This window comes from Fictibacillus halophilus (assembly GCF_016401385.1).
In the GTDB taxonomy this organism is placed as follows: domain Bacteria; phylum Bacillota; class Bacilli; order Bacillales; family Fictibacillaceae; genus Fictibacillus; species Fictibacillus halophilus.
In genome coordinates this window covers 1,103,278-1,124,427 of sequence record NZ_JAEACF010000001.1, presented here as the reverse complement: position 1 = coordinate 1,124,427, position 21,150 = coordinate 1,103,278, and the positions used below count along the sequence as shown (strand labels likewise).

At 39.5% G+C, this 21,150-nt stretch carries 21 protein-coding genes; all 21 read right to left on the bottom strand.

The genetic code is table 11. The annotated features are described in order from the left end of the window. Window positions 1-191 precede the first annotated feature (191 nt). On the bottom strand, window positions 192-1,904 hold the full coding sequence (locus I5J82_RS05965) for a proline--tRNA ligase (RefSeq protein ID WP_198767065.1): 1,713 nt from the start codon (window positions 1,902-1,904) through the stop codon (window positions 192-194). Window positions 1,905-1,931: 27 nt separating this feature from the next. Beyond that, the gene (gene rseP / locus I5J82_RS05960) at window positions 1,932-3,194 is read right to left on the bottom strand and encodes an RIP metalloprotease RseP (protein ID WP_198767064.1); all 1,263 of its coding nucleotides are present in this window, start codon (window positions 3,192-3,194) and stop codon (window positions 1,932-1,934) included. Window positions 3,195-3,199: 5 nt separating this feature from the next. Further along, window positions 3,200-4,357, bottom strand: coding sequence for a 1-deoxy-D-xylulose-5-phosphate reductoisomerase (gene dxr, locus I5J82_RS05955; protein WP_198767063.1), 1,158 nt, complete (start codon window positions 4,355-4,357; stop codon window positions 3,200-3,202). Window positions 4,358-4,373: 16 nt separating this feature from the next. Next, the gene (locus I5J82_RS05950) at window positions 4,374-5,162 is read right to left on the bottom strand and encodes a phosphatidate cytidylyltransferase (RefSeq protein WP_198767062.1); all 789 of its coding nucleotides are present in this window, start codon (window positions 5,160-5,162) and stop codon (window positions 4,374-4,376) included. Between the two features lie 13 nt (window positions 5,163-5,175). Beyond that, complete coding sequence (uppS, locus tag I5J82_RS05945) at window positions 5,176-5,931, bottom strand: undecaprenyl pyrophosphate synthase (RefSeq protein WP_198767061.1); 756 nt, start codon at window positions 5,929-5,931, stop codon at window positions 5,176-5,178. A 167-nt stretch (window positions 5,932-6,098) separates the two neighbouring features. After that, entirely contained in the window at window positions 6,099-6,656 is a 558-nt protein-coding gene (gene frr, locus I5J82_RS05940) for a ribosome recycling factor (protein ID WP_198767060.1), read from the bottom strand. Beyond that, window positions 6,656-7,381 (bottom strand): UMP kinase, encoded by a 726-nt coding sequence (pyrH, locus tag I5J82_RS05935; RefSeq protein WP_066393724.1) that lies wholly within the window; start codon window positions 7,379-7,381, stop codon window positions 6,656-6,658. The genes frr and pyrH overlap by 1 nt, the downstream gene beginning before the upstream one ends. Before the next feature lie 335 nt (window positions 7,382-7,716). Next, on the bottom strand, window positions 7,717-8,595 hold the full coding sequence (gene tsf / locus I5J82_RS05930) for a translation elongation factor Ts (protein WP_066393722.1): 879 nt from the start codon (window positions 8,593-8,595) through the stop codon (window positions 7,717-7,719). A gap of 102 nt (window positions 8,596-8,697) precedes the next feature. Then, window positions 8,698-9,423: a 30S ribosomal protein S2 gene (gene rpsB, locus I5J82_RS05925; protein WP_144700734.1), complete on the bottom strand. Its 726-nt coding sequence runs from the start codon at window positions 9,421-9,423 to the stop codon at window positions 8,698-8,700. A gap of 157 nt (window positions 9,424-9,580) precedes the next feature. Beyond that, entirely contained in the window at window positions 9,581-9,949 is a 369-nt protein-coding gene (locus tag I5J82_RS05920) for a DUF6115 domain-containing protein (RefSeq protein ID WP_198767059.1), read from the bottom strand. A gap of 73 nt (window positions 9,950-10,022) precedes the next feature. After that, on the bottom strand, window positions 10,023-10,298 hold the full coding sequence (locus I5J82_RS05915) for a hypothetical protein (protein ID WP_198767058.1): 276 nt from the start codon (window positions 10,296-10,298) through the stop codon (window positions 10,023-10,025). 18 nt (window positions 10,299-10,316) lie between these two features. Continuing rightward, window positions 10,317-11,657: a FapA family protein gene (locus tag I5J82_RS05910; RefSeq protein WP_198767057.1), complete on the bottom strand. Its 1,341-nt coding sequence runs from the start codon at window positions 11,655-11,657 to the stop codon at window positions 10,317-10,319. A gap of 11 nt (window positions 11,658-11,668) precedes the next feature. Next, window positions 11,669-12,433 (bottom strand): FliA/WhiG family RNA polymerase sigma factor, encoded by a 765-nt coding sequence (locus I5J82_RS05905; RefSeq protein ID WP_198767056.1) that lies wholly within the window; start codon window positions 12,431-12,433, stop codon window positions 11,669-11,671. 26 nt (window positions 12,434-12,459) lie between these two features. After that, window positions 12,460-12,948, bottom strand: a complete 489-nt coding sequence (locus tag I5J82_RS05900; protein WP_198767055.1) for a chemotaxis protein CheD — start codon at window positions 12,946-12,948, stop codon at window positions 12,460-12,462. Next, window positions 12,941-13,573, bottom strand: a complete 633-nt coding sequence (locus tag I5J82_RS05895; RefSeq protein WP_198767054.1) for a chemotaxis protein CheC — start codon at window positions 13,571-13,573, stop codon at window positions 12,941-12,943. Before I5J82_RS05895 ends, I5J82_RS05900 begins: the two co-directional genes overlap by 8 nt. Window position 13,574: 1 nt before the next feature. Further along, window positions 13,575-14,039 (bottom strand): chemotaxis protein CheW, encoded by a 465-nt coding sequence (locus tag I5J82_RS05890; RefSeq protein ID WP_233096419.1) that lies wholly within the window; start codon window positions 14,037-14,039, stop codon window positions 13,575-13,577. An 11-nt stretch (window positions 14,040-14,050) separates the two neighbouring features. Then, a complete protein-coding gene (locus I5J82_RS05885) occupies window positions 14,051-16,057 on the bottom strand; it encodes a chemotaxis protein CheA (RefSeq protein WP_198767053.1) in 2,007 nt (668 codons plus the stop codon). A gap of 18 nt (window positions 16,058-16,075) precedes the next feature. Next, on the bottom strand, window positions 16,076-17,122 hold the full coding sequence (locus I5J82_RS05880; protein ID WP_198767052.1) for a protein-glutamate methylesterase/protein-glutamine glutaminase: 1,047 nt from the start codon (window positions 17,120-17,122) through the stop codon (window positions 16,076-16,078). A 7-nt stretch (window positions 17,123-17,129) separates the two neighbouring features. After that, on the bottom strand, window positions 17,130-17,987 hold the full coding sequence (locus I5J82_RS05875; RefSeq protein ID WP_198767051.1) for a MinD/ParA family protein: 858 nt from the start codon (window positions 17,985-17,987) through the stop codon (window positions 17,130-17,132). Continuing rightward, window positions 17,980-19,101: a flagellar biosynthesis GTPase FlhF gene (gene flhF, locus I5J82_RS05870; RefSeq protein WP_198767050.1), complete on the bottom strand. Its 1,122-nt coding sequence runs from the start codon at window positions 19,099-19,101 to the stop codon at window positions 17,980-17,982. Before flhF ends, I5J82_RS05875 begins: the two co-directional genes overlap by 8 nt. Beyond that, entirely contained in the window at window positions 19,101-21,134 is a 2,034-nt protein-coding gene (gene flhA / locus I5J82_RS05865; protein ID WP_198767049.1) for a flagellar biosynthesis protein FlhA, read from the bottom strand. Before flhA ends, flhF begins: the two co-directional genes overlap by 1 nt. Between the last annotated feature and the right edge of the window lie 16 nt (window positions 21,135-21,150).

The following is a 21,150-nucleotide window of genomic DNA, read 5'->3' as shown; positions in this document are numbered from 1 at the left end:
TTATGTTTTCACATGACTAACCAACGTATTTTTTTATACGTTTCTTTATCTATTATACTATAGCTATAAATCATCAGCGTGGATTATCATCATAAAGATTAGATCAATGTTCGTAAAGTACAAAGAGAAAGGCACCTCTTGTAATGAGAGGCACCTCCTCTATTAGTATTATAGATTAACACAAAATCTCTTTAATTCTTAAGCTTGTCCCACTCTTTTTTAATAAAATCGCTAAGTTCAGAAACTGGCACTTCAAAAGATTCGCCGCTCTTACGAATCTTCACTTCAACGATGCCTTCTGAAGCACGTTTTCCAACCATAACACGAATCGGCAATCCGATAAGATCGCTATCTGTAAATTTCACACCCGCACGTTCAGGGCGATCATCATATAAGCAATCAAAGCCATCGTTCTTGATTTGCGTGTACAGCTCATCTGAAAGTGCTGCTTGTTCTGCGTTCTTACTGTTTACAGCAATTAAATGCACATCGAACGGAGTTAATGATAACGGCCAGATCAACCCTTTATCATCATTGTTTTCTTCAGCTACTGCCGCTAATGTACGTGAAACACCTATTCCATAACAACCCATAGACATGATTTGATTCTTACCGTTTTCGTCTAAGTAAGAGGCTTTCATCGGCTCGCTGTATACTTTACCAAGCTTGAACACATGCCCGACTTCAATTCCTTTTGCAAAAACGATTGTCCCTTTACCATCTGGAGACAGATCACCTTCAACAACAAAACGAAGATCAGCTGTTTCATTGAACTCAAAATCTCTAATTGGATTAACGTTTATATAATGGTAGCCAGATTCATTTGCGCCACAAACTGCGTTTACCATAAATGGCACTGCTTGATCCGCAATTACTTTAACTTCTTTTGGAGAGTGAACCGGTCCGATAGATCCGTGTTCAGCATTCAACCATTTTTTTGTTTCTTCTGCCGTAGCTAATACTACTGCTTTAGCAGAGAGCACATTCTTAAGCTTGATCTCATTAACCTCATGATCTCCTCTGACTAACACTAAAACAGGTTGTTCATCAGCGATATAAAGCAATGATTTAATCACTTTTGAAGGTGCAACTTGTAAGAAATCTGATACCTCTTCGATCGTTTTCGCATGCTTCGTTTCTACTTTCTCAAGCTCCATAAGAGTTTCAGATGAACGTTCTTCGCGAAGTACAACAGGAGCCATCTCTATGTTCGCTGCAAAATCTGAATCTGTCGAATACGCGATCAAGTCTTCACCAATTTCAGATAGAACCATGAACTCATGATTATCTTTACCACCGATTGCACCTGAGTCTGCTAAAACTGCACGGAAGTTTAGTCCGCAACGGCTAAAGATAGCGGAGTAGGCATCTTTCATCGCTTCATACGTATCATCAAGACTTTCTTGCTTATCATGGAAAGAGTATGCATCTTTCATAATGAACTCTCTTCCGCGCAGCAATCCGAAACGTGGACGCTTTTCGTCTCTGAACTTTGTTTGAATTTGATATAGATTAAGAGGAAGCTTCTTATATGATTTTACTTCGTCTCGAACGATGCTCGTAATCACTTCTTCATGTGTAGCTCCAAGAGCAAAATCACGCTCGTGTCGGTCTTTTAATCTCATTAGTTCAGGGCCATAGCTATACCATCGGCCACTTTCTTGCCATAGTTCAGCAAGCTGCAGTGCTGGCATCATCATCTCTTGTGAACCAGCACGATTCATTTCTTCTCGTACAATATTCTCTATTTTATGAAGAACCTTTTTCCCCAATGGAAGAAAAGAATAAATACCAGCAGCATTTTGACGGATAAATCCAGCTCTTAACAAGAGCTGGTGACTTTTAACGTCTGCATCTGCTGGAACTTCTCTTAAGGTTGGCATAAACAACTGACTTTGTCTCATAATCTCTACTCCTCAAATCATCCCTAATTAACCAAGAAAAATTTTCTGTATATCATTCCATGTAACAACAAGCATCAATAACATCAGAAAAGCGAACCCGATAAAATGAACCATTCCTTCTTTTTGCGGATCGATCGGCTTTCCTCTTAATGCTTCAACACCTAAGAATAGAAGGCGTCCGCCGTCAAGTGCCGGTAAAGGCAACAAGTTAAAGATCCCTAAGTTGACACTTAAGATAGCTGCCCATTGAAGTAGCATATATACACCAGCTTTTGCTGCTTGATCTGTATACTCATAGATTCCAAGCGGTCCAGAAAGCTGATCGATTCCATGCTGCCCCGTAATCAATTGTCCGAGTCCTGTAAATATTGCGGTTGTCATAAACCATGTTTGTTTAGCCCCATATTCTAAAGATCCAACAAAAGAGGATTCAGTATATGGACGTGCCCCGATAAAACCTTCGTTCTTATCATCAGCCCCTTTACGAGAACCAAGCGTAACAGGAACCACTTTCTCTTCACCATTACGGTTTATTGTAAACATTAATTTTTCACCAGGGTTTTCTTGGATCACGGACACTAACTCTTTCCAGTCGTCCATCTTTTCGCCCTGAACAGCAATAATTTTATCCCCTTTAATCAAGCCGGCTTTCTCAGCACCCGCACCTTCTTGGAGGGTACCTAGTCTCGATTCATTCGTCGGAATACCTTGCATGAGTGAAAATACAACCAAGATCACGAAAGCTAGTAAAAAGTTCATTGCAGGACCAGCAAAGATTGCAAGTGTTCTCTGCATGATCGTCTTAGATCCAAACTGCCGATTATAAGGTGCGATTTGCATCTCTTGGTGATCTGCTACAAATAGTGCATCTTCTTTTACTTTGTAAGTCGATGGTCCAGAGTCTTCATTTTCGAAACCCGTCAAATACAATTCACGTTCTAGATCAGCTTTTTCAATGGTAATCGTCTTTTGAACCGGATATTTGTCACGGTGATTGACTACGATTTTCTCCACTTCATCTGCCTGGTTGAAGATTAAACCAACTCTGTGACCTGCCTTTAGTTCAATACCTTCTGGATCTTCTCCAGCCATACGTACGAACCCTCCAAGCGGTAAAAGACGAATCGTATAGACCGTTTCCCCTTTCTTGAAGGCAAACACTTTTGGGCCGAATCCAATAGCAAACTCACGACACAAGATACCTGCACGCTTTGCCAGCAATAGATGTCCGAGTTCATGAAAGAAAATTAAAGCACCTAAAATGATGATAATGGCTATCACAGTGTTCATTCCCATTACCTGCCTTTACTAAGTAGTGACTCAACATATTGACGAGTCCTTTTATCTGTTTCTTGTATTGTCTCAAGATCTGGTTTACTGACGTTGGACAAATTCTGCATAGCTCGTTCGATCATCTCTTCAATCTCAAGAAACGAGATATGACCATTTAAGAACAATTCAACCGCTTTTTCATTCGCAGCATTCAAGATCGTCGGCATCAAGCCTCCAGCTGTTCCTGCTTGGAATGCAAGTTTTAAACATCTGAATCGGTCGTAATCCATTTCTTGAAAATGCAACTTCCCAACTTCCCATAAGTTTAACCTTTTCCCGTTTATTAATTCAAGTCGATCGGGATGTGTAAGAGCGTATTGTATCGGCACTCTCATATCTGGTTGTCCCAAATGAGCGATTATGCTCGTATCAACAAACTCTACCATAGAGTGTATGATACTTTCCTTATGTAAAATGACGTCTATTTTCGAATAATCAAAGGAAAATAGCCAATGAGCTTCAATAACCTCTAAACCTTTATTCATCATTGTCGCGGAATCGATCGTAATTTTCGCACCCATAGACCAGTTTGGATGATTCAAAGCTTCCTGTACTGTAACGTTTTTTAATTCTTCACGTGTTCGATCTCTAAAACTTCCACCTGAAGCGGTTAATATCAGCTTTTCAACACGTTTTGTATCTTCACCGTTTAAACATTGATAGATTGCTGAATGTTCAGAGTCGACCGGAAGAATAGCCACGTTGTGCTTCTTTGCTTTTTCCATAACAAGATGTCCGGCAGTCACAAGCGTTTCTTTATTTGCTAAAGCGATTGTCTTTTTTGCTTCGATCGCTTTTAATGTGGGAAGTAAGCCTACACTTCCGATCACTGCGTTCACAACTACCGTTGAATCAGTGGAAACCGCGGCTTCAATCAACCCTTCCATACCTGAGACAACTTTTGTAGATGATGTTATCTTCGAACGAAGAATTTTTGCATCTTCTTCGTTTTGAACGGCGCAAATTTCAGGTTGAAATTTCTGTATGATTTTTTCAGCAGCCTCAATATTCTTGCCTACAGACATAGAACTTAATTTGAATTGATCTGGATGAGAGGCGATCACATCTAAGGTTTGAACACCGATCGAACCTGTTGCACCAAGTAAACTAACTGATTTCATCCTATACCTCCTAGCGTTATCCTATCAAATGAAGCACGTGGAGCAACGGGAATACAAATAACGCACTGTCTAGTCTATCTAATATTCCGCCATGTCCAGGAAGCAAAGTACCAGAATCTTTCACATCGTAGATTCGTTTGAATGCCGATTCTGCCAAGTCACCTATCTGTCCAAATATACCTACAATAAGTGAGATGAGTAGAATATTAAATAGCGACATATCCACAAAATGAGTCAAATAACTGATAACACCTACAACAATACTAAAGAAAATCCCTCCAACTGCCCCTTCAATCGTTTTGTTCGGGGAGATAACCGGCCAAAGTTTTCGTTTCCCAACCGATTTCCCAACAAAATAAGCGCCAGAGTCAGTAGCCCATATCATGAATAGGATTAAGAATAAAAGTTGGACCCCACCTTCTAATATTCTCGTTTCTAATAAATAGAAAAACCCAAAACCTACGTATATGGAACTAAAAAGAACAAACGAAATATGATTGTAATCTGTATTGTTCTTTTGTACAACAGTTACGACTAGTAATAGAAGAACTGCAAGTATAATGGCATCAGTTTTAGTAAAGGGTTCTAAAGAACTCATCCAGTCCTCTGGCAAAGCAATCAAGACTGCTAATAGAAATCCGATTCCCCCAACGAAACTTAGCTCCATCCTTTTCATTCGCAATAATTCAAACATGCCAATCCCAGTTAGCAATAGTATTAATAGTGAGAACGGCCAGCTTCCATAAAGGGTAATCCCTATAAATAAAACGGCTGCGATTACACCTGTTATAATCCGTTGTTTCATAAGTCCTCCTTAATTAAACACCGCCATACCGCCTGCCTCGTCCGGCAAATTGTGATACAGCTTCTCGTAGATGCTCTTCAGAAAAATCTGGCCATAGCACTTCAGTAAACCAAAATTCAGAATAGGCAAGCTGCCAGAGCATAAAGTTACTTAATCGAACTTCACCACTTGTACGAATCAAAAGATCCGGGTCGTTTAGATCATGCGTCATTAAATGCTGTTCAATCATTGAATCATCTATTTGTGACGGCTCTAATCTTCCTTGTTTCACTTCAGAAGCTAATGCTTTAACTGCCGCTGTAATCTCATCACGGCTGCCATAATTAAGCGCAAAGTTTAAGATTAACCCTGTGTTGTTCTTCGTCTTGTTAATCGCCTCATCTACAGCTTTTACAGTGTGAAGTGGTAATAACTCTTTTTTACCCATTATTCGCACTTGTACGTTCTCTTTAATCAAATCTGGAAGAAAAGTGTTTAAAAATTCTCCAGGAAGTTTCATTAAAAAGTCGACTTCTTCACGAGGACGTTTCCAATTTTCAGTTGAAAAAGCATATAGGGTCAGTACTTCTATCCCGATCTTATTCGCTTCTTTAACGATTTTACGAACTGTTTTCATCCCTTCATGATGTCCGGCAATTCGTGGCATGGCTCGTTTCCGTGCCCACCTTCCATTGCCATCCATAATAATAGCTACATGTTTTGGAATGTTTTCTTCTTTGAATGTATGGTTCTCTGGACTTTTTTTCTTAAAGAAAAGCTTGTCAAGCATGTATAAGCCTCCATCTTCTTAGACTTCATAGAATCAACCTCTTAGAGAGGTATTCTCCATATGCCAATCACCTTATCTTTTAAAGTCTAGCAAAATGGTGATATTGTCTAATAAAAAAGCCCCCTTTTATAGAGGGCTTTTTATATTTAATTGTACATGGAAAAGCTTTATACTTCCATGATTTCTTTTTCTTTAACTGAACTTACAGAATCAACTTCAGCTGTGTATTTATCAGTAAGTTTTTGAACATCATCGTTATAACGACGTAGTTCATCTTCTGTAATCTCAGCTTCTTTTTCAAGTTTCTTCAAATCGTCATTAGCATCACGGCGAACGTTTCGAAGAGCAACTTTCGCTTCTTCAGCAAACTTTTTAACAAGTTTAACTAATTCTTTTCGGCGTTCTTCTGTTAGAGCTGGAATCGCAATACGAATCACTTGACCATCGTTAGAAGGTGTTAGACCAAGATCAGACTTTAGGATCGCCTTTTCGATATCTGCCATTGCTGATTTGTCGTAAGGCTGAATCACCAATAGTCTAGCTTCTGGAGTTGTTACACCTGCTAGTTGATTGATCGGTGTTTGAGTTCCGTAATAATCAACTTGTACTCTGTCTAATAGAGAAGGGTTTGCTCTACCTGCACGAAGTGTTGAATACTCGCGTCTTAGAGCCCCGATTGCTTTTTGCATCTTTTCTTCTGCTTGAGTTAAAACTTCTTTTGCCATTAGTTTCTCCCCCTTATAACGGTTCCAATTTTTTCTCCGGCAACTGCTCGTTTGATGTTTCCTTCTTCCATGATCGAGAAAACAACTAACGGGATGTCATTATCCATACATAGTGATGAAGCAGTTGTATCCATTACTGCTAGTCCATCTTTTAAAAGATCAAGATAAGACAATGTCGTATACTTAACAGCGTTCTCATCCAATTTCGGATCTGCTGAATACACGCCATCCACGTTATTCTTAGCCATTAAGATGACTTCTGCTTCAATTTCTGCTGCTCTTAGTGCTGCTGTCGTATCTGTTGAGAAATACGGGTTACCCGTTCCTGCTGCAAAAATAACGACGCGCTTTTTTTCAAGGTGACGAATGGCTTTTCTTCTGATATAAGGTTCTGCAACCTGACGCATTTCTATAGATGTTTGTACTCTTGTTTGAACCCCGATGTTTTCAAGACTGTCTTGAAGGGCTAATGAATTCATTACAGTAGCAAGCATGCCCATATAGTCTGCTGAAGCACGGTCCATTCCCATCTCACTGCCCGTCTTACCACGCCATAGGTTTCCGCCGCCTACTACTACAGCAACTTCTACGTCGAGTTCAACGATTTCTTTTACTTGTTCTGCAATTGACTGAACGATTTTTGGATCGATTCCAGAAGTTTGTTCACCTGCTAGTGCTTCTCCACTTAATTTCAAGACGACTCGTTTATATTTTGAAGTAGTCATTTGTCCCTCCATCACCTAAAAAAATGTATTTAATTAGTTTTTAAGGCTGTTTATACTGAATAGCTTCGTCGCTTTGTGAAAGTAGTTGATCTCCGTTTCAGGTGTTCCCTTTCCGCGGGGCAACCGGTGAGCCACTTGCCGCTTTGCGCCACTAAGTGTCTCACCTGACCGCTCGTCCCGCAGGAGTCTCGCACCTTACACTACAATCAACAAATCAAGATGTTCTGTAAAACACTTAAGCTACAACAACATTCAAGTAAGTAAAGCCATTAAAACCAAGGTTATTTCTGTAAAAAAAGAGGAACACAACGTGCTCCCCTCTTTTCAAACTGTGCTTACTTTTTAACTTGAGACATTACTTCCTCAGCGAAGTTGTCTTCACGCTTCTCAAGACCTTCTCCTACTTCAAAGCGAATGAAGGCTTTAACAGTAGCACCTTTGGAAGCTACATATTTACCAACTTTTTGGTCTGGATCTTTAATGAAAGATTGGTCGTTTAAGCAAATATCTTCGAAGTATTTACCAAGACGTCCTTCTACCATTTTAGCTACGATGTTTTCAGGCTTTCCTTCGTTAAGTGCTTGTTCAGTTAACACTTTACGCTCACGTGATACTTCTTCTTCACTAACTTCGTCACGAGAGATGTATTTAGGGTTTACTGCTGCAACGTGCATAGAAACGTCTTTCGCAACTTCTTCTTCAGTAGTTCCTTCAAGTACTGAAAGAACACCAATGCGTCCACCCATGTGAAGGTAAGCGCCGAATGCTGCATTCTCGTCTTTTTTCAAGATTTCGAAACGACGAAGTGTAAGTTTCTCACCGATTTTAGCGATTGCTGCGTTGATGTAGTCATTTACAGAAGTTCCGTTAAAATCAGAAGCTAATGCATCTTCAACTGAAGCTGGCTCTGTAGCCAACAAGTGGTTCCCTAGTTCAGCGATTAAGTTTTTGAAGTTTTCGTTTTTCGCAACGAAATCAGTTTCAGAGTTCACTTCAAGGATTACCGCTTTGTTTCCATCAACGATTACAGAAGTTAAACCTTCTGCAGCGATACGGTCAGCTTTCTTAGCAGCTTTCGCGATCCCTTTTTCACGAAGGTAATCAATTGCCGCCTCCATGTTACCATCTGTTTCAGTTAATGCTTTCTTACAATCCATCATACCTGCGCCAGTTTTCTCACGCAATTCTTTAACCATTTGTGCTGTAATAGCCATGTGTTTTTGCCTCCTTATGGGATATGTAGTGCTAGTTGTGCTTTTACATAAAAAGGGTGATAAAGGGTCATCCCCTCTACCACCCTTGAGCATTCCATTTAATTAAGCAGTAGTCTCTTCTTCAGCTGCTTCTGCTACTTCTTCTCCGCCTTGGTTAGCTTCGATGATAGCATCTGCCATCTTACCAGTAAGAAGTTTAACTGCTCGAATTGCATCATCGTTACCAGGGATAACGTGATCAACTTCGTCCGGATCACAGTTCGTATCAACGATAGCGATGATCGGGATGTTTAATTTACGAGCTTCAGCAATCGCGATGCGCTCTTTACGAGGGTCAACTACGAATAATGCGTCAGGAAGCTTGTTCATGTCTTTGATTCCGCCTAGGAACTTTTCAAGACGCTCCATTTCCTTCTTAAGAAGAATAACTTCTTTCTTAGGAAGTACTTCAAAAGTACCGTCTTCTTGCATTTTTTCAAGATCTTTTAAGCGGTTGATACGCTTGCGGATTGTACCGAAGTTTGTTAATGTTCCACCTAACCAACGTTGGTTGATGTAGTACATGTCAGAACGTTCAGCTTCTTCCTTAACTGAATCTTGAGCTTGTTTCTTAGTTCCTACGAAAAGGATTTTCCCACCGTCAGCTGCGATGTTACGCATAACATTGTAGCACTCTTCAACTTTCTTTACTGTCTTTTGAAGATCGATGATGTAGATACCGTTTCTTTCTGTGAAAATGTAACGAGACATTTTCGGATTCCAACGGCGAGTCTGATGACCAAAGTGTACACCAGCTTCTAACAATTGTTTCATTGAAATTACTGCCATAATGGCACCTCCTAGGTTTGTTTACCTCCGTTTGTTTCACCTTTGAGCAATAACTGACTTAGTCAGCACCACATTGCTCAAATCCGCAAACGTGTGTGATTAACACCGAGAAATAATATAACATGTTTCGTGCATTTTCTGCAAGTCTTTTTGCTTGCTATCGATAAAATTTTAAAAGCAACTCTACTTCACCTTTTCCTCGGTGCAGCATTTTTGCAATTTCTTCAGCATTATATCCTTGTTGAGCTAATATTAATACTTCGTTCGTCTCTTTAGAGATATGATTATCTAGAGAAGCTTTCGAATCAGCTTGGGTCTCTACAGATTCTATCTTAGATGTAGGGATTTCATCAATACGTGTAGAATCATTTTGCTGCTGTTGTTTTTGTGAAAATTTTACGATCATATCATGCAAGCGTTCATTCTCTAGCTTCATCTCTTCTGAAAACAGTTCAAGAAGTTCTTCTACTTCTTCGGTTGTCTTTGTGTCATGGGAGATATTCTGATGCTGAATTTTTTTGTGCAAATTAAAAACTAAAAACAAACATACTATGTTTAGTGTGAAACTGAGGAACACTAAGGTGTACATCGCATTCATCCTAACCTAAATAATCGATTTTCTTTCCTTTATAAGGATGACTCGTACTCTTGGAACTCGTCTTTTCTTGTTGGTTCTGGTGATTTGTATGGAATAAACCTGAATCAGTCGCTTCTTTTTGATTGACTCGTTCTGATTCTTTCTTGTCTTTTTTTCTTATCTCTTCAGTGTTCTGCTGTTGTTGAAGAAGTCCCCTGTTCATAAGTTCTATACTTGCTTTAGAAGCATCAACTGTTCTTGGAATCGCAACTTGAAGCTCAATTAGTTTAAGGCTCACAGCATCCTCATCCAATTCTTATAGAGTGTGAACAACAATTTCCTTCTCTTCAATAAATACTTTCGCTGCACTGAATGGAGATTGAATTTTTCGTTTATATTTTCCGATACAGATCTCAACATTTGGGTGAAGCGTGCCTTTTATTTGGATAGAAGACTGTGAAGAATTTTTACATTTCTCAATTTCCTTTTGAAGCTCAACAATCTCATGGTTCGATTGAGAAATCGTATTTACAATTCGATTAATCGTTTGTTGATCTGTATTTTTCTGGATCAACACGATCTTTAAATGATTTAATTTCTCCAAATTCTTTTGCAGTTCAAGAATCTTTTGTTCATGTTGTATGATCTCTTTCTCCATTCTATCATTTGTCTTTATGTATAATAACGTTTTGGAGTTCGTATCATTTCCTATATCATTCGCTGAAATTCCATTTCCCGCAATACAGGTGCCACCTGATATATTTCCTTTACCGCTCGTACATGTAACGTTCGATTCTGCCTCACAATGACTGTGAAGAATTGTTTGTGCTACCATTATGTTTCCTCGGGCGTATACATTTCCTTGACTTATATAAAGGGAAGTGAAGTCTCCTCCACAACGAACCGTTCCTTTACCTTGACCTAAAACACCGCCACCTATAACAACGTTCCCATCTGTAGTAATATCTGCTGCTTCAACGACTCCTTCGACTCTAACATCACCTTTTGCTGATATTTTAAATCCTGAAGGTACGTCACCGCTTATATGAACATTTCCAACAAAATCAATATGTCCAGTCTTTAAAGAAACATCCCCATCTACCCGATAAACCGGATAAATGTTTACACGATTATTCTGGAAAGTAACCTCTCCGCTCGCTGATGCATAGACACATTGTTCACTATCGTTATAAACGGTATTTTCGCCATTTTTCACTAACAAATCTTTACCTTTTTTTGCAGGTAACACTTTTCCAAAAACACTTATTCCTGCTATGCCTTCAGTTGCATTTTGTTTCCTTGCTAAGATCTCTCCGAACTCAGCTGTAGGAATTGTAAAAAGTCGTTTAAAATCAAGCTTCGCATTTTCGTTTGTATCAAGTTTTTTCTCATTTGAGAAGGAGGGTATAAGTTTTGCAGGCTCTCCATCTCTCGGTTGTTTCCCTTTTGCAATCTCAGCGGGAAATGCGAAACTATCTAGAGTTTCTGCTACTAAACTCAATACTTCATTTCGAATTCCGTGTCTTATACCTTTCGATTCGATCCAAGCTAAAAGTCTAGAAAACGTGACTTCACCAGATGGAATTTCAACTTCATTTTTTAATAAAAGAGCCTGTGTTTCACGATCTTCAAATTTAATATTAAACCATTGATCCATATCCCTACTCCTTACATATATCGTTGTAGAACCTGTCGAATTCGAAAGAGAGCTCTTGAGTGTATTTGAGATATTCTGGATGTAGATAGACCAAGGACTTGTCCGATTTCAGTCAATGTTAATTCCTCAAAGTAGAACAAACTGACTACAAGCTGCTCTTTCTCAGATAATTCTTTAATCACTAATGCAAGCTCACCATGAAGTTCTTCCTGCAACAAACTATTTTCAGGTGTAATCGCTTTTTTGTCTTCAATTGTATAACTAACTTTTTCGCGACTTTCCGTTTCTTTGTTCTCTTCATCAATTGATAAAACATTGGCAAGGAAGCTTTCAGACATAACGGTTGTTACTTCATTTTCTGAGTATCCTAATTCATCAGCAACTTCTTTTGCGCTAACGGAACGAAGATTTTCTTGTTCTAGCCTTTCAATGGCAGCTTCAACTTTTTTTGTTTTTTCTCTTAAACTTCTTGGAAGCCAATCTTCTCTTCGTAAGCCGTCTAAAATAGCCCCACGTATTCGAAAGGAAGCGTATGTATCAAATTTCAGATCTCTTTCAGGCTCGAACTTTTTTAGAGCATCGTATAACCCTAGCATACCGAGGGATCGGAGTTCATCTTTGTTAACACTTTTAGGCAAACCAACCGATATACGTTGTACGTGATAATTGACAAGTGGTAAATAAGCACGCATCAGTTCGTCACCTGCTTCTCGATCACGACTCGTGTTCCACTTTTCCCAGCAAGATTGTTCTTCTAATAAAGATGGCTCCGTCATGGTAATCCTCCTCGTTTTTTTGGTATTTATATTACCTTTGTTCCTGCATTAACCGTTTTAATCGTTAATAAAGTGTTCTCAGGGTTGAACTCAATGGTCCTTCCACTAGAGCCTCCAACATCACTTGCTAACAAAGGAATCTTAAGTGCAGACAGTTCTTCTTTAACACGTTCAACGTTTCTTGGACCGATTCGCATCATTTCACTTCCGGAGGTGAACTTAAACATCTGTGCGCCTCCAGCTATTTTTGCTTTTAACGTCTTTCCGTTGGCACCTCTCTTAATCAGCATGTCATATAAACTCCTAATGGCTGTATCCGCATACTTTCCTTCATTTAACGTAGGAGTTTTTGAAAGCGACGAATCCGGAAGCATGATATGCGCCATTCCTGCGATTTTTTTTACTTGATCAAAGAGTATGACGCCCACACATGAACCAAGACCTGTTGTTCTAATTGTGTTTGGAGGGGAAACGAGGTTAATATCAGCGATTCCCACCTTTATGATTTCACTCATCCAACGGAACTCCTAATGCATGAAAAATTTTTGAGAAGGATAGAGGGTCAGGCAACAGAAAAAAGTGACCTTTTACCTCGTCTTGTCTTTCTATATCTGTAAAAGCAGTATCTATAACAATGGCATAATCGCTCACAGTAGATACTTCGAACAATCCAAAACTCAAAATTGCTCCAGCCATGTCAATACTCGTTGCAGGTACAGATGGCTGTAAATTCAGCCCTGTAAAATCAGAGAACGATGTCAGATATGAACCTGATAGAATGTTCCCTACTTCCTGAAGAGCAGATAATGAAATGTCAGATTCATCTCCGTTTGTTAGCTGTACTGTTTGGCCGACTAATAAATCTTCTAAAAGTCTCTCAGCTTGATCTACCGGAAGCATGAAGAACATACATCCGGGAGCATCGCCTACGATTCTCAAGAATACAGAAGCCACAACGTTCTCTGCTCCGCCAACCATCTCAGATATCTCTTCAAATGAGGTGACATTCACTGAAGGGACTTTCATATCAACAGCTTTGTTCAGCATCGTTGATAACGCTGTCGCTGCATGCCCCGCTCCAATGTTTCCGATCTCACGTAAAACATCCAGATGAATAGGCTGAATTCTTAAAAAATCCATCTTAATGGATACTCTCCTTTGTAGGCTGAACATCCAGCTTTTCTGGGTTCAAAACCTTAACAAGATCGAGCAGGATCAATAGTCGCTTTTCAAGCTTCGCAACACCATGGATATACTCGGCATCAACACCACCAACTACTTCAGGAGGAGGCTCGATCGACTCTCTATCTAGATCGATTACGTCGTTCGCTGCATCAACGATCAGTCCAGCTTCAATCGAACCGACTGACACAATGATGATTCGAGTTGTATCCGTATGAGTTACTTCTTCAATTTCGAATCGAGAACGCAAGTCTATAATAGGCGTAACGACTCCTCTTAAGTTAATTACCCCTTTTACGAATGAAACCGTCCTTGGAATTCGAGTAATCGGCTGCATTCTTTCAATCGATTTCACGTGCTGGACTGGAACTGCATATTCTTCATCTTTTAATTGAAATATGATCACTTTTTCTTCATTCATCATGATTAACCACCTTATTTAATGAGTGCATTGCAATCGAGAATTAATGCCACTTGTCCATCTCCTAGAATCGTTGCGCCAGAGATAGCAAATACCGATGTTAAATACTGACCAAGTGATTTTAAGACGATTTCTTGCTGTCCGATAAACGAATCAACAACTAGTGCTGCCATCTTATCCCCTTTTCTCACTACGACTACAGGAACGTGCTGACCGGAATCTGTTGAACCAGGGACTTCGAAAACGTCTTTCATATTTACAAGCGGTACCACTTTGCCTCTAAAATCAATCACTTTTTGATTATGAGCTGAAAGAATGTCTTCTTTCTTAATGATGGCTGTTTCAATGATCGAAGATAATGGAATCGCGTATTTCTCACGACTGATTTCAACGAGCATGACAGACATGATCGATAGAGTCAGAGGAAGCTGTATAGAAAAGATCGTTCCTGAACCTTCCGTTGAATCAACAGCGATAGAACCACCTAACGATTCAATCTTATTTTTCACAACATCTAGTCCCACTCCACGTCCTGAAATGTCTGAAACGACATCTGCAGTAGAAAAGCCTGAAGCGAACAATAATTCAAAACACTGTTTATCGGTCAAATTTTCAGACATTTCTTTCGTGATGATCCCATTCTCGATTGCTTTACTCAATACTTTTTGTTTATTTATACCCGCTCCATCATCTTGAATCTCAATAAACACATGATTTCCGCTATGAAATGCTCTTAAATAGATGGTTCCTGTCTCATTTTTACCTTTAGAAGAGCGTATCTCAGGGTTCTCGATGCCATGGTCAATCGAGTTTCTAAGTAGATGAACTAGCGGATCACCGATCTCATCAATTACGGTTCGATCAAGTTCAGTTTCAGCACCTACGATCTCAAGGTTAACCTTTTTACCGAGATCTTTCGCTAATCCTCTGATCATCCTTGGAAAACGATTGAAAACTTGCTCTACAGGAACCATTCTCATCGTCAGGATAATATTTTGAAGATCTCCCGATACACGAGACATTCGTTCAACCGTTTCGTTGAGTTCCATGCTTTTTAATGATTTTGATATCTCTTCAAGCCGCCCCCGGTCAATGACGAGTTCCTCAAACAAGTTCATGAGCTGATCGAGCCTCTCTATATTGACGCGGATCGTTTTCCCGCTGCTACCAGCGTTTGAAGTTTGCTGTGGTTCACTTTTTTTATCTTGGGATGTTACTTCTTGTTGCTCTAATTTTTTGTTCTCCTCGCTCTCAGAGTTTGACGAGATGTTAAGTTGATCTGCCTTGATATCATTCACTTCTACTGCATCAATCTCAGAAACTTTTAAGATACGTTCTTTAACGTTTTCGGCGGACTCTTTCGTGAGGATGGAAAGCGTAAAATGAGTTCCGAATTGTTCTGTTTCAAGCATGTCTACTGCTGGCATCGTTTTAATGATCTCACCGATCTGTTCGATCACTTCAAATACCATATATACTCTGGCCGCTTTTAAGATACAGTCGTCCCTTAATGAGATTGAAAGCTCGTAAGCGTGAAATCCTTGTTCTTTGGATTGAATAATAATCTGCTTTTCATATTGATCATAAGCATGTAACGATTTTGCTTCATTTTTTGTGTCGGCTTGAATCTTCTTTGGAACTTCTCCCTTTTCAAGGGCCTCTAAATCTCTCACCGTCTCCGTCACATCACGTTTACCGCTGCCGCCTTCTGAAATTTCTACTACCATCGCTTCTAAGTGGTCAAGCGACGCGAACAGAACATCTAGGACAGAAGATGAAACTTCTATCTTGTTATTACGAATCGCATCAAGAACATTTTCCATACAGTGAGTAAGGCTAGCTAGATCTTCATAACCCATCGTAGCTGACATTCCTTTTAATGTATGAGCAGAACGGAAAATCTCATTTACAATTGAAAGTTCTCCAGGTGATTTTTCCAGCAGCAGCGCTTGTTGATTAATAGACTGTAAATGTTCTTTGCTCTCCTCAATGAATATGTCGAGATATTGTGTCATTTCCATCGTATAATTCCTCCTATTTTACAAATGGTTCTGAATAGCTAATCCAATTGACTCTAAATGAACAACTTCATCTACCTTTTTAGTAAGCACCGCGGCTTTTGGCATCCCATAAACGATGCAGGATTCTTTTGCCTCCGCAATAACTACCGTCGAACCCGCTTCTTTTAAATCTACGATCCCATCCGTGCCGTCCGATCCCATTCCAGTCATAATAACAGCTACCTTTTGATAGTCTTTAAGTTTGCTAGCAGAACTGAACAGTACGTTAACTGCTGGTCGATGTCCCCCTACGGGATCATCTTTGTGTAAAGAAACGTACAACCGTCCTATTTTTTCGTAGAGTCGTACATGAAAACCACCTGGTGCGATGTAAACATAACCTTTTTGTAACAGCTCATGATCCTCCGCCTCTTTTACACTAACGTTGGATAACGAATTCAATCGATCTGCTAATGATCTCGTAAATCCTGCCGGCATATGTTGTACGACAACAACGGGTGCATCCAGGTCTCTAGGAAGCTTAGTGATTACTTGTTGTAACGCTCTCGGACCGCCAGTCGATGTACCTATTAAAACGAGTTTATCTTTGTGCTCTATCTTTAAAGTTCTCTTAGGCACATTGTCTTCAAGTTTATAAGGTAATACAGCTTTTTTTGTTACGATATTAGCTTTAGAAGAAGTGATAACTTTTTCTATCAAACTATTCTTCACTTTATGTAAATCTAACGAGATGGCCCCAGATGGCTTAGCGATAAAATCAATAGCTCCTGCTTCCATAGCTAGAATCGTATTTTGTGCACCAACTTTTGTTGTACTTGATAATATGATGATTGGAACAGGACAACTCTTCATAATCGTTCTTGCGGCGTCAATGCCATTTAGTATAGGCATTTCAACATCCATCGTAATAACATCTGGTTTTAACTTAAGTGTTTTATCAATAGCTTCTTGTCCGTTTCTTGCTGTATCGATCACCAAAATTCTTGGATCTTCACTTAAGAACTCTTTGATCAGCTTCCTCATAAAGGCAGAATCATCCACAATTAGCACTCTGATCTGTTTCATGCAGCATCTACCTTTCTCTAAAAAATGACTTTAACTTACCGATGAAAGACTTATAAGACACTTCATGCTGTTTCACCGCACCCACATAAGTTTCCGCTAATTGATACACAGCCCTGGATGCTATCGATGATGGTTTATAAATAGAAAAGGGAATCTGTTTCTTCACAGCATGTAATACATTCTGGTCCATCGGTATTTTACCTAAACAGATCAGTTCTTTTTGTAAGAATTGTTTACAAACATGACTTAGTTTATCAACCGTTTCTCTTCCTTCTCTTGCATTCTCATATCGGTTGATGACTAAGTAGAAGGGAAGGTCCTTATCTTTCATATAAATGAATTTCATCATTGAATAGGCATCTGTTAGTGAGGTGATCTCAGGAGTTGCGATCACCAATACCTCGTGGCTTGAGAGCACAAATTTTAAAGCTGTTTGTGTCGCGCCTGCACCCATGTCTAAAAAAATATAATCATAAAATCTCTCTAGTTCTTCTAGTTGTTTCATGAAATGTACCAACATATCATCCGTAATGCTTGTAAGAGAACCGAAATTCCTCCCGCCAGCAATCGTATGAAGTCCGTCTTTCCCCTCTTCAATGATCTCCCATACAGATAATTGATTCTGTAGCATATCCATCATATGCTTGGGAGATCTTCTGCCAAGGATTAAATCTACATTTCCCATACCTATATCAAGATCTAGTACTAAAACGCGCTTTCTCATCTGAACCAAAGAAAGGGCAAGATTCACCGTAACATTTGTTTTACCAACTCCGCCTTTACCACTGACTACAGAGATTACTCTTGCACTGTTTGACGAGGCAGAAACCAACTGTTTTCGAAGACTACTCGCTTGATCAAGCATGCTGTGACTTTTCCTTTAATAGCGTTTGAACAAGTTCATCCGCATCTGCCTCAAACATATCATCAGGAACGTTCTGGCCATTCGTAACATAGCCGATTGGTACATTGTTTAAGATTGCAAGGTTTAATAAAGAACCGTACGTCTTCGTTTCATCTTTCTTCGTAAAAATCACCTTATGAACCGGTAAACTCTTAAACTGACTATAGATGGTCTCCATATCCAGATATTTTGAAGTTAAAGAAAGGACGAGATAGTTTTTCATATCTTTATCAAAATGAATGATACGTTGTAGTTCTTCGATATAAAAACGATTTAAGAAATTTCTGCCTGCCGAATCTACGAGAACTAGATCATAATCTATAAACTTTTCTTTAGCTTTCTTAAAATCATCAGCCGTATAAGCGACTTCACATGGAATGTTTAATATTTCAGCGTACGTTTTTAGTTGGTCGATAGCTGCGATCCGATAAGTATCTGTTGTAATAAACGCGACTTTCTTTCCGTCTTTTAAAACCGCTTTTGCTCCAATCTTAGCTATCGTCGTTGTTTTACCAACACCCGTAGGTCCGATCAAGTTTAAAAATTTCGATTCATAATGAAAGCCACCAAACTCACTTTTTGCCATTCTTGCACTTAAATAATGGCCGATCCACGTATTCCAGTCATAATTGTCTCGCTCCATTTCATCGAGACTTTCGTATTTATTTGATAAAGCAGGAATAAGTTCTTCCATTATTTTTACATCTACTTCTTGATTTAAAAGAAAAGTTTCCCATTCTTTAACAAATGGTGCTCTATCATCTGAAGATTTTGATTGCACGGTCAAAGTGTGAACCATCTTCTTTAGTTGACGAATTTCCTTCGTCAGTTCCTCATCTTGAAACACAGGTTGCTGTTCTTTCACAATATTCTTGTTATGATGCTTTGTTTGGTGATAATCTACGTCTTGATCTAATCCAGCGAAAATTTCAACGTTCTTCTTAGTAAAGAATCCGAAAAAACCTCCAACTTGAATCTCTCTCGTATTTAAAATGACTGCACCACTGCCAAGATCGGCTCTTACTAATTTCATAGCTTCTGGCAAGTTATGTGCTGTATACTTCTTCACTTTCATCAGATGTTCACCACCCCTACACTTTTCACTTCAAGCTCAGGTTCCAATTCGTTATATGATAAAACCGCAACATCCGGAAGATAACGCTCAATCAGTTGCCTTACGTACATTCTTACAGCTGGTGAACATAAGAGGACAACAGATTGATCAAAACTTTGTCCAGATTCAAGTTCAGTTGTAATGCTATCAAAGATCACTTGAGAATCTTGAGGATCTAGTGACAGATAATTGCCATGTTCGGTTTGCTGAACAGCATCAGCTATCTTCTTTTCCACCGAACCGCCAAGCGTGATAACATGCAGCGGTTCATTTTCATTCGTATAGCTTTTTGAGATCTGTCTAGATAAGCCTTGTCTTACATACTCTGTTAATAGATCTGTGTCTTTAGTCATTTTTGCAAAATCTGCTAATGTTTCAAAGATTACTGCTAAGTTTCGTATCGAGATTCGCTCTCGTAAAAGTTTAGATAACACCTTTTGTACTTCTCCGATCGTTAGTGCATCCGGGGTTACTTCTTCTACAATGGCAGGATACGATTCTTTTAAGTGATCCACAAGTTGTTTCGTTTCTTGTCTGCCAATCAATTCGTGTGCATGTTTTTTGATCACTTCTGTTAAATGAGTCGAGACTACTGATGGCGGATCTACAACTGTGTATCCTGAGTATTCAGCTCGCTCTTTCATCTCTTCACCGATCCAGATGGCTGGAAGACCGAATGCCGGTTCCATCGTATCAATACCTTGTACCTCTTCATTATCGATACCTGGACTCATCGCTAAATAATGATCCAGCAGCAACTCACCTTTTGCGACTTGACTGCCTTTAATTTTGATTCTGTATTCATTCGGCTGAAGCTGGATGTTGTCTCTTATCCTTACTACCGGTACGATCATTCCAAGTTCTAAAGCAAGCTGTCTTCTGATCATAACGATCCTGTCTAACAGGTCACCACCTTGCGAAGTGTCTGCTAATGGAATAAGGCTGTAGCCAAATTCAAATTCGATCGGATCGATCTGCAGAAGGTTCACGACAGATTCAGGGCTTTTAAGCTGTTCGGTTTGAATATCTTCTTCCACCACTTCTTCTTTTTCTTTTTGCTCACGCTCAGCTTTTAATAGAAGATAACCGCCGATCACTAATATTCCTCCTACCATAAGCGTAAAAAAGTCATTGATCGGAGTGAATAATCCAAGCATGATGATCGTTCCTCCGGCAACAAAAAGCATGGTCGGATAAGCAAGCAATTGTTTGCTAATATCAAACCCTAAGTTTCCTTCTGATGCCGCACGTGTCACAATAATTCCTGTCGCTGTAGAAATGATCAGCGCTGGAATCTGCGATACTAATCCATCACCAACGGTCATTCTTGTAAACAATTCTGCACTCTCACCAAAGCTAAGGCCCATCTGAAGCATCCCGATGATGATTCCGAACAACATATTGATCAAGACGATGATAATACCAGCAATAGCATCACCTTTAACAAACTTACTCGCTCCGTCCATCGCTCCGTAAAAATCTGCTTCGCGTTCGATCGTTTCACGTCTTTCTTTCGCTTCCCGATCTGAAATCATACCAGCGTTTAAGTCTGCATCAATGCTCATCTGCTTACCAGGCATCGCATCGAGTGTAAATCTTGCAGCTACTTCTGACACACGTTCAGATCCTTTTGTAATTACGATAAATTGAATGATAATAAGAATAAAAAATACGACGATACCAACAAGTATATTTCCACCAACAACAAATTCACCGAAAGTATGCACAACGTTTCCTGCATCTCCTGTTGAAAGGATGCTCCTCGTTGTCGAAACGTTTAGCCCTAGTCTAAAAAGCGTCACTAACAATAACAATGACGGAAATATAGAAAATTGGAGAGGCTGTGTTGTGTTCATGGCAATTAATATGATTAAAAGTGCCAGAGATATATTCGTTATGATTAAGAAGTCCAACATAAACGTTGGCATTGGTATGACGAGCATGGCGATAATAAGAATAACGCCCGCTAAAACACTCATGTCTCTAGCTTTCATCTGTTAACTCTCCTAT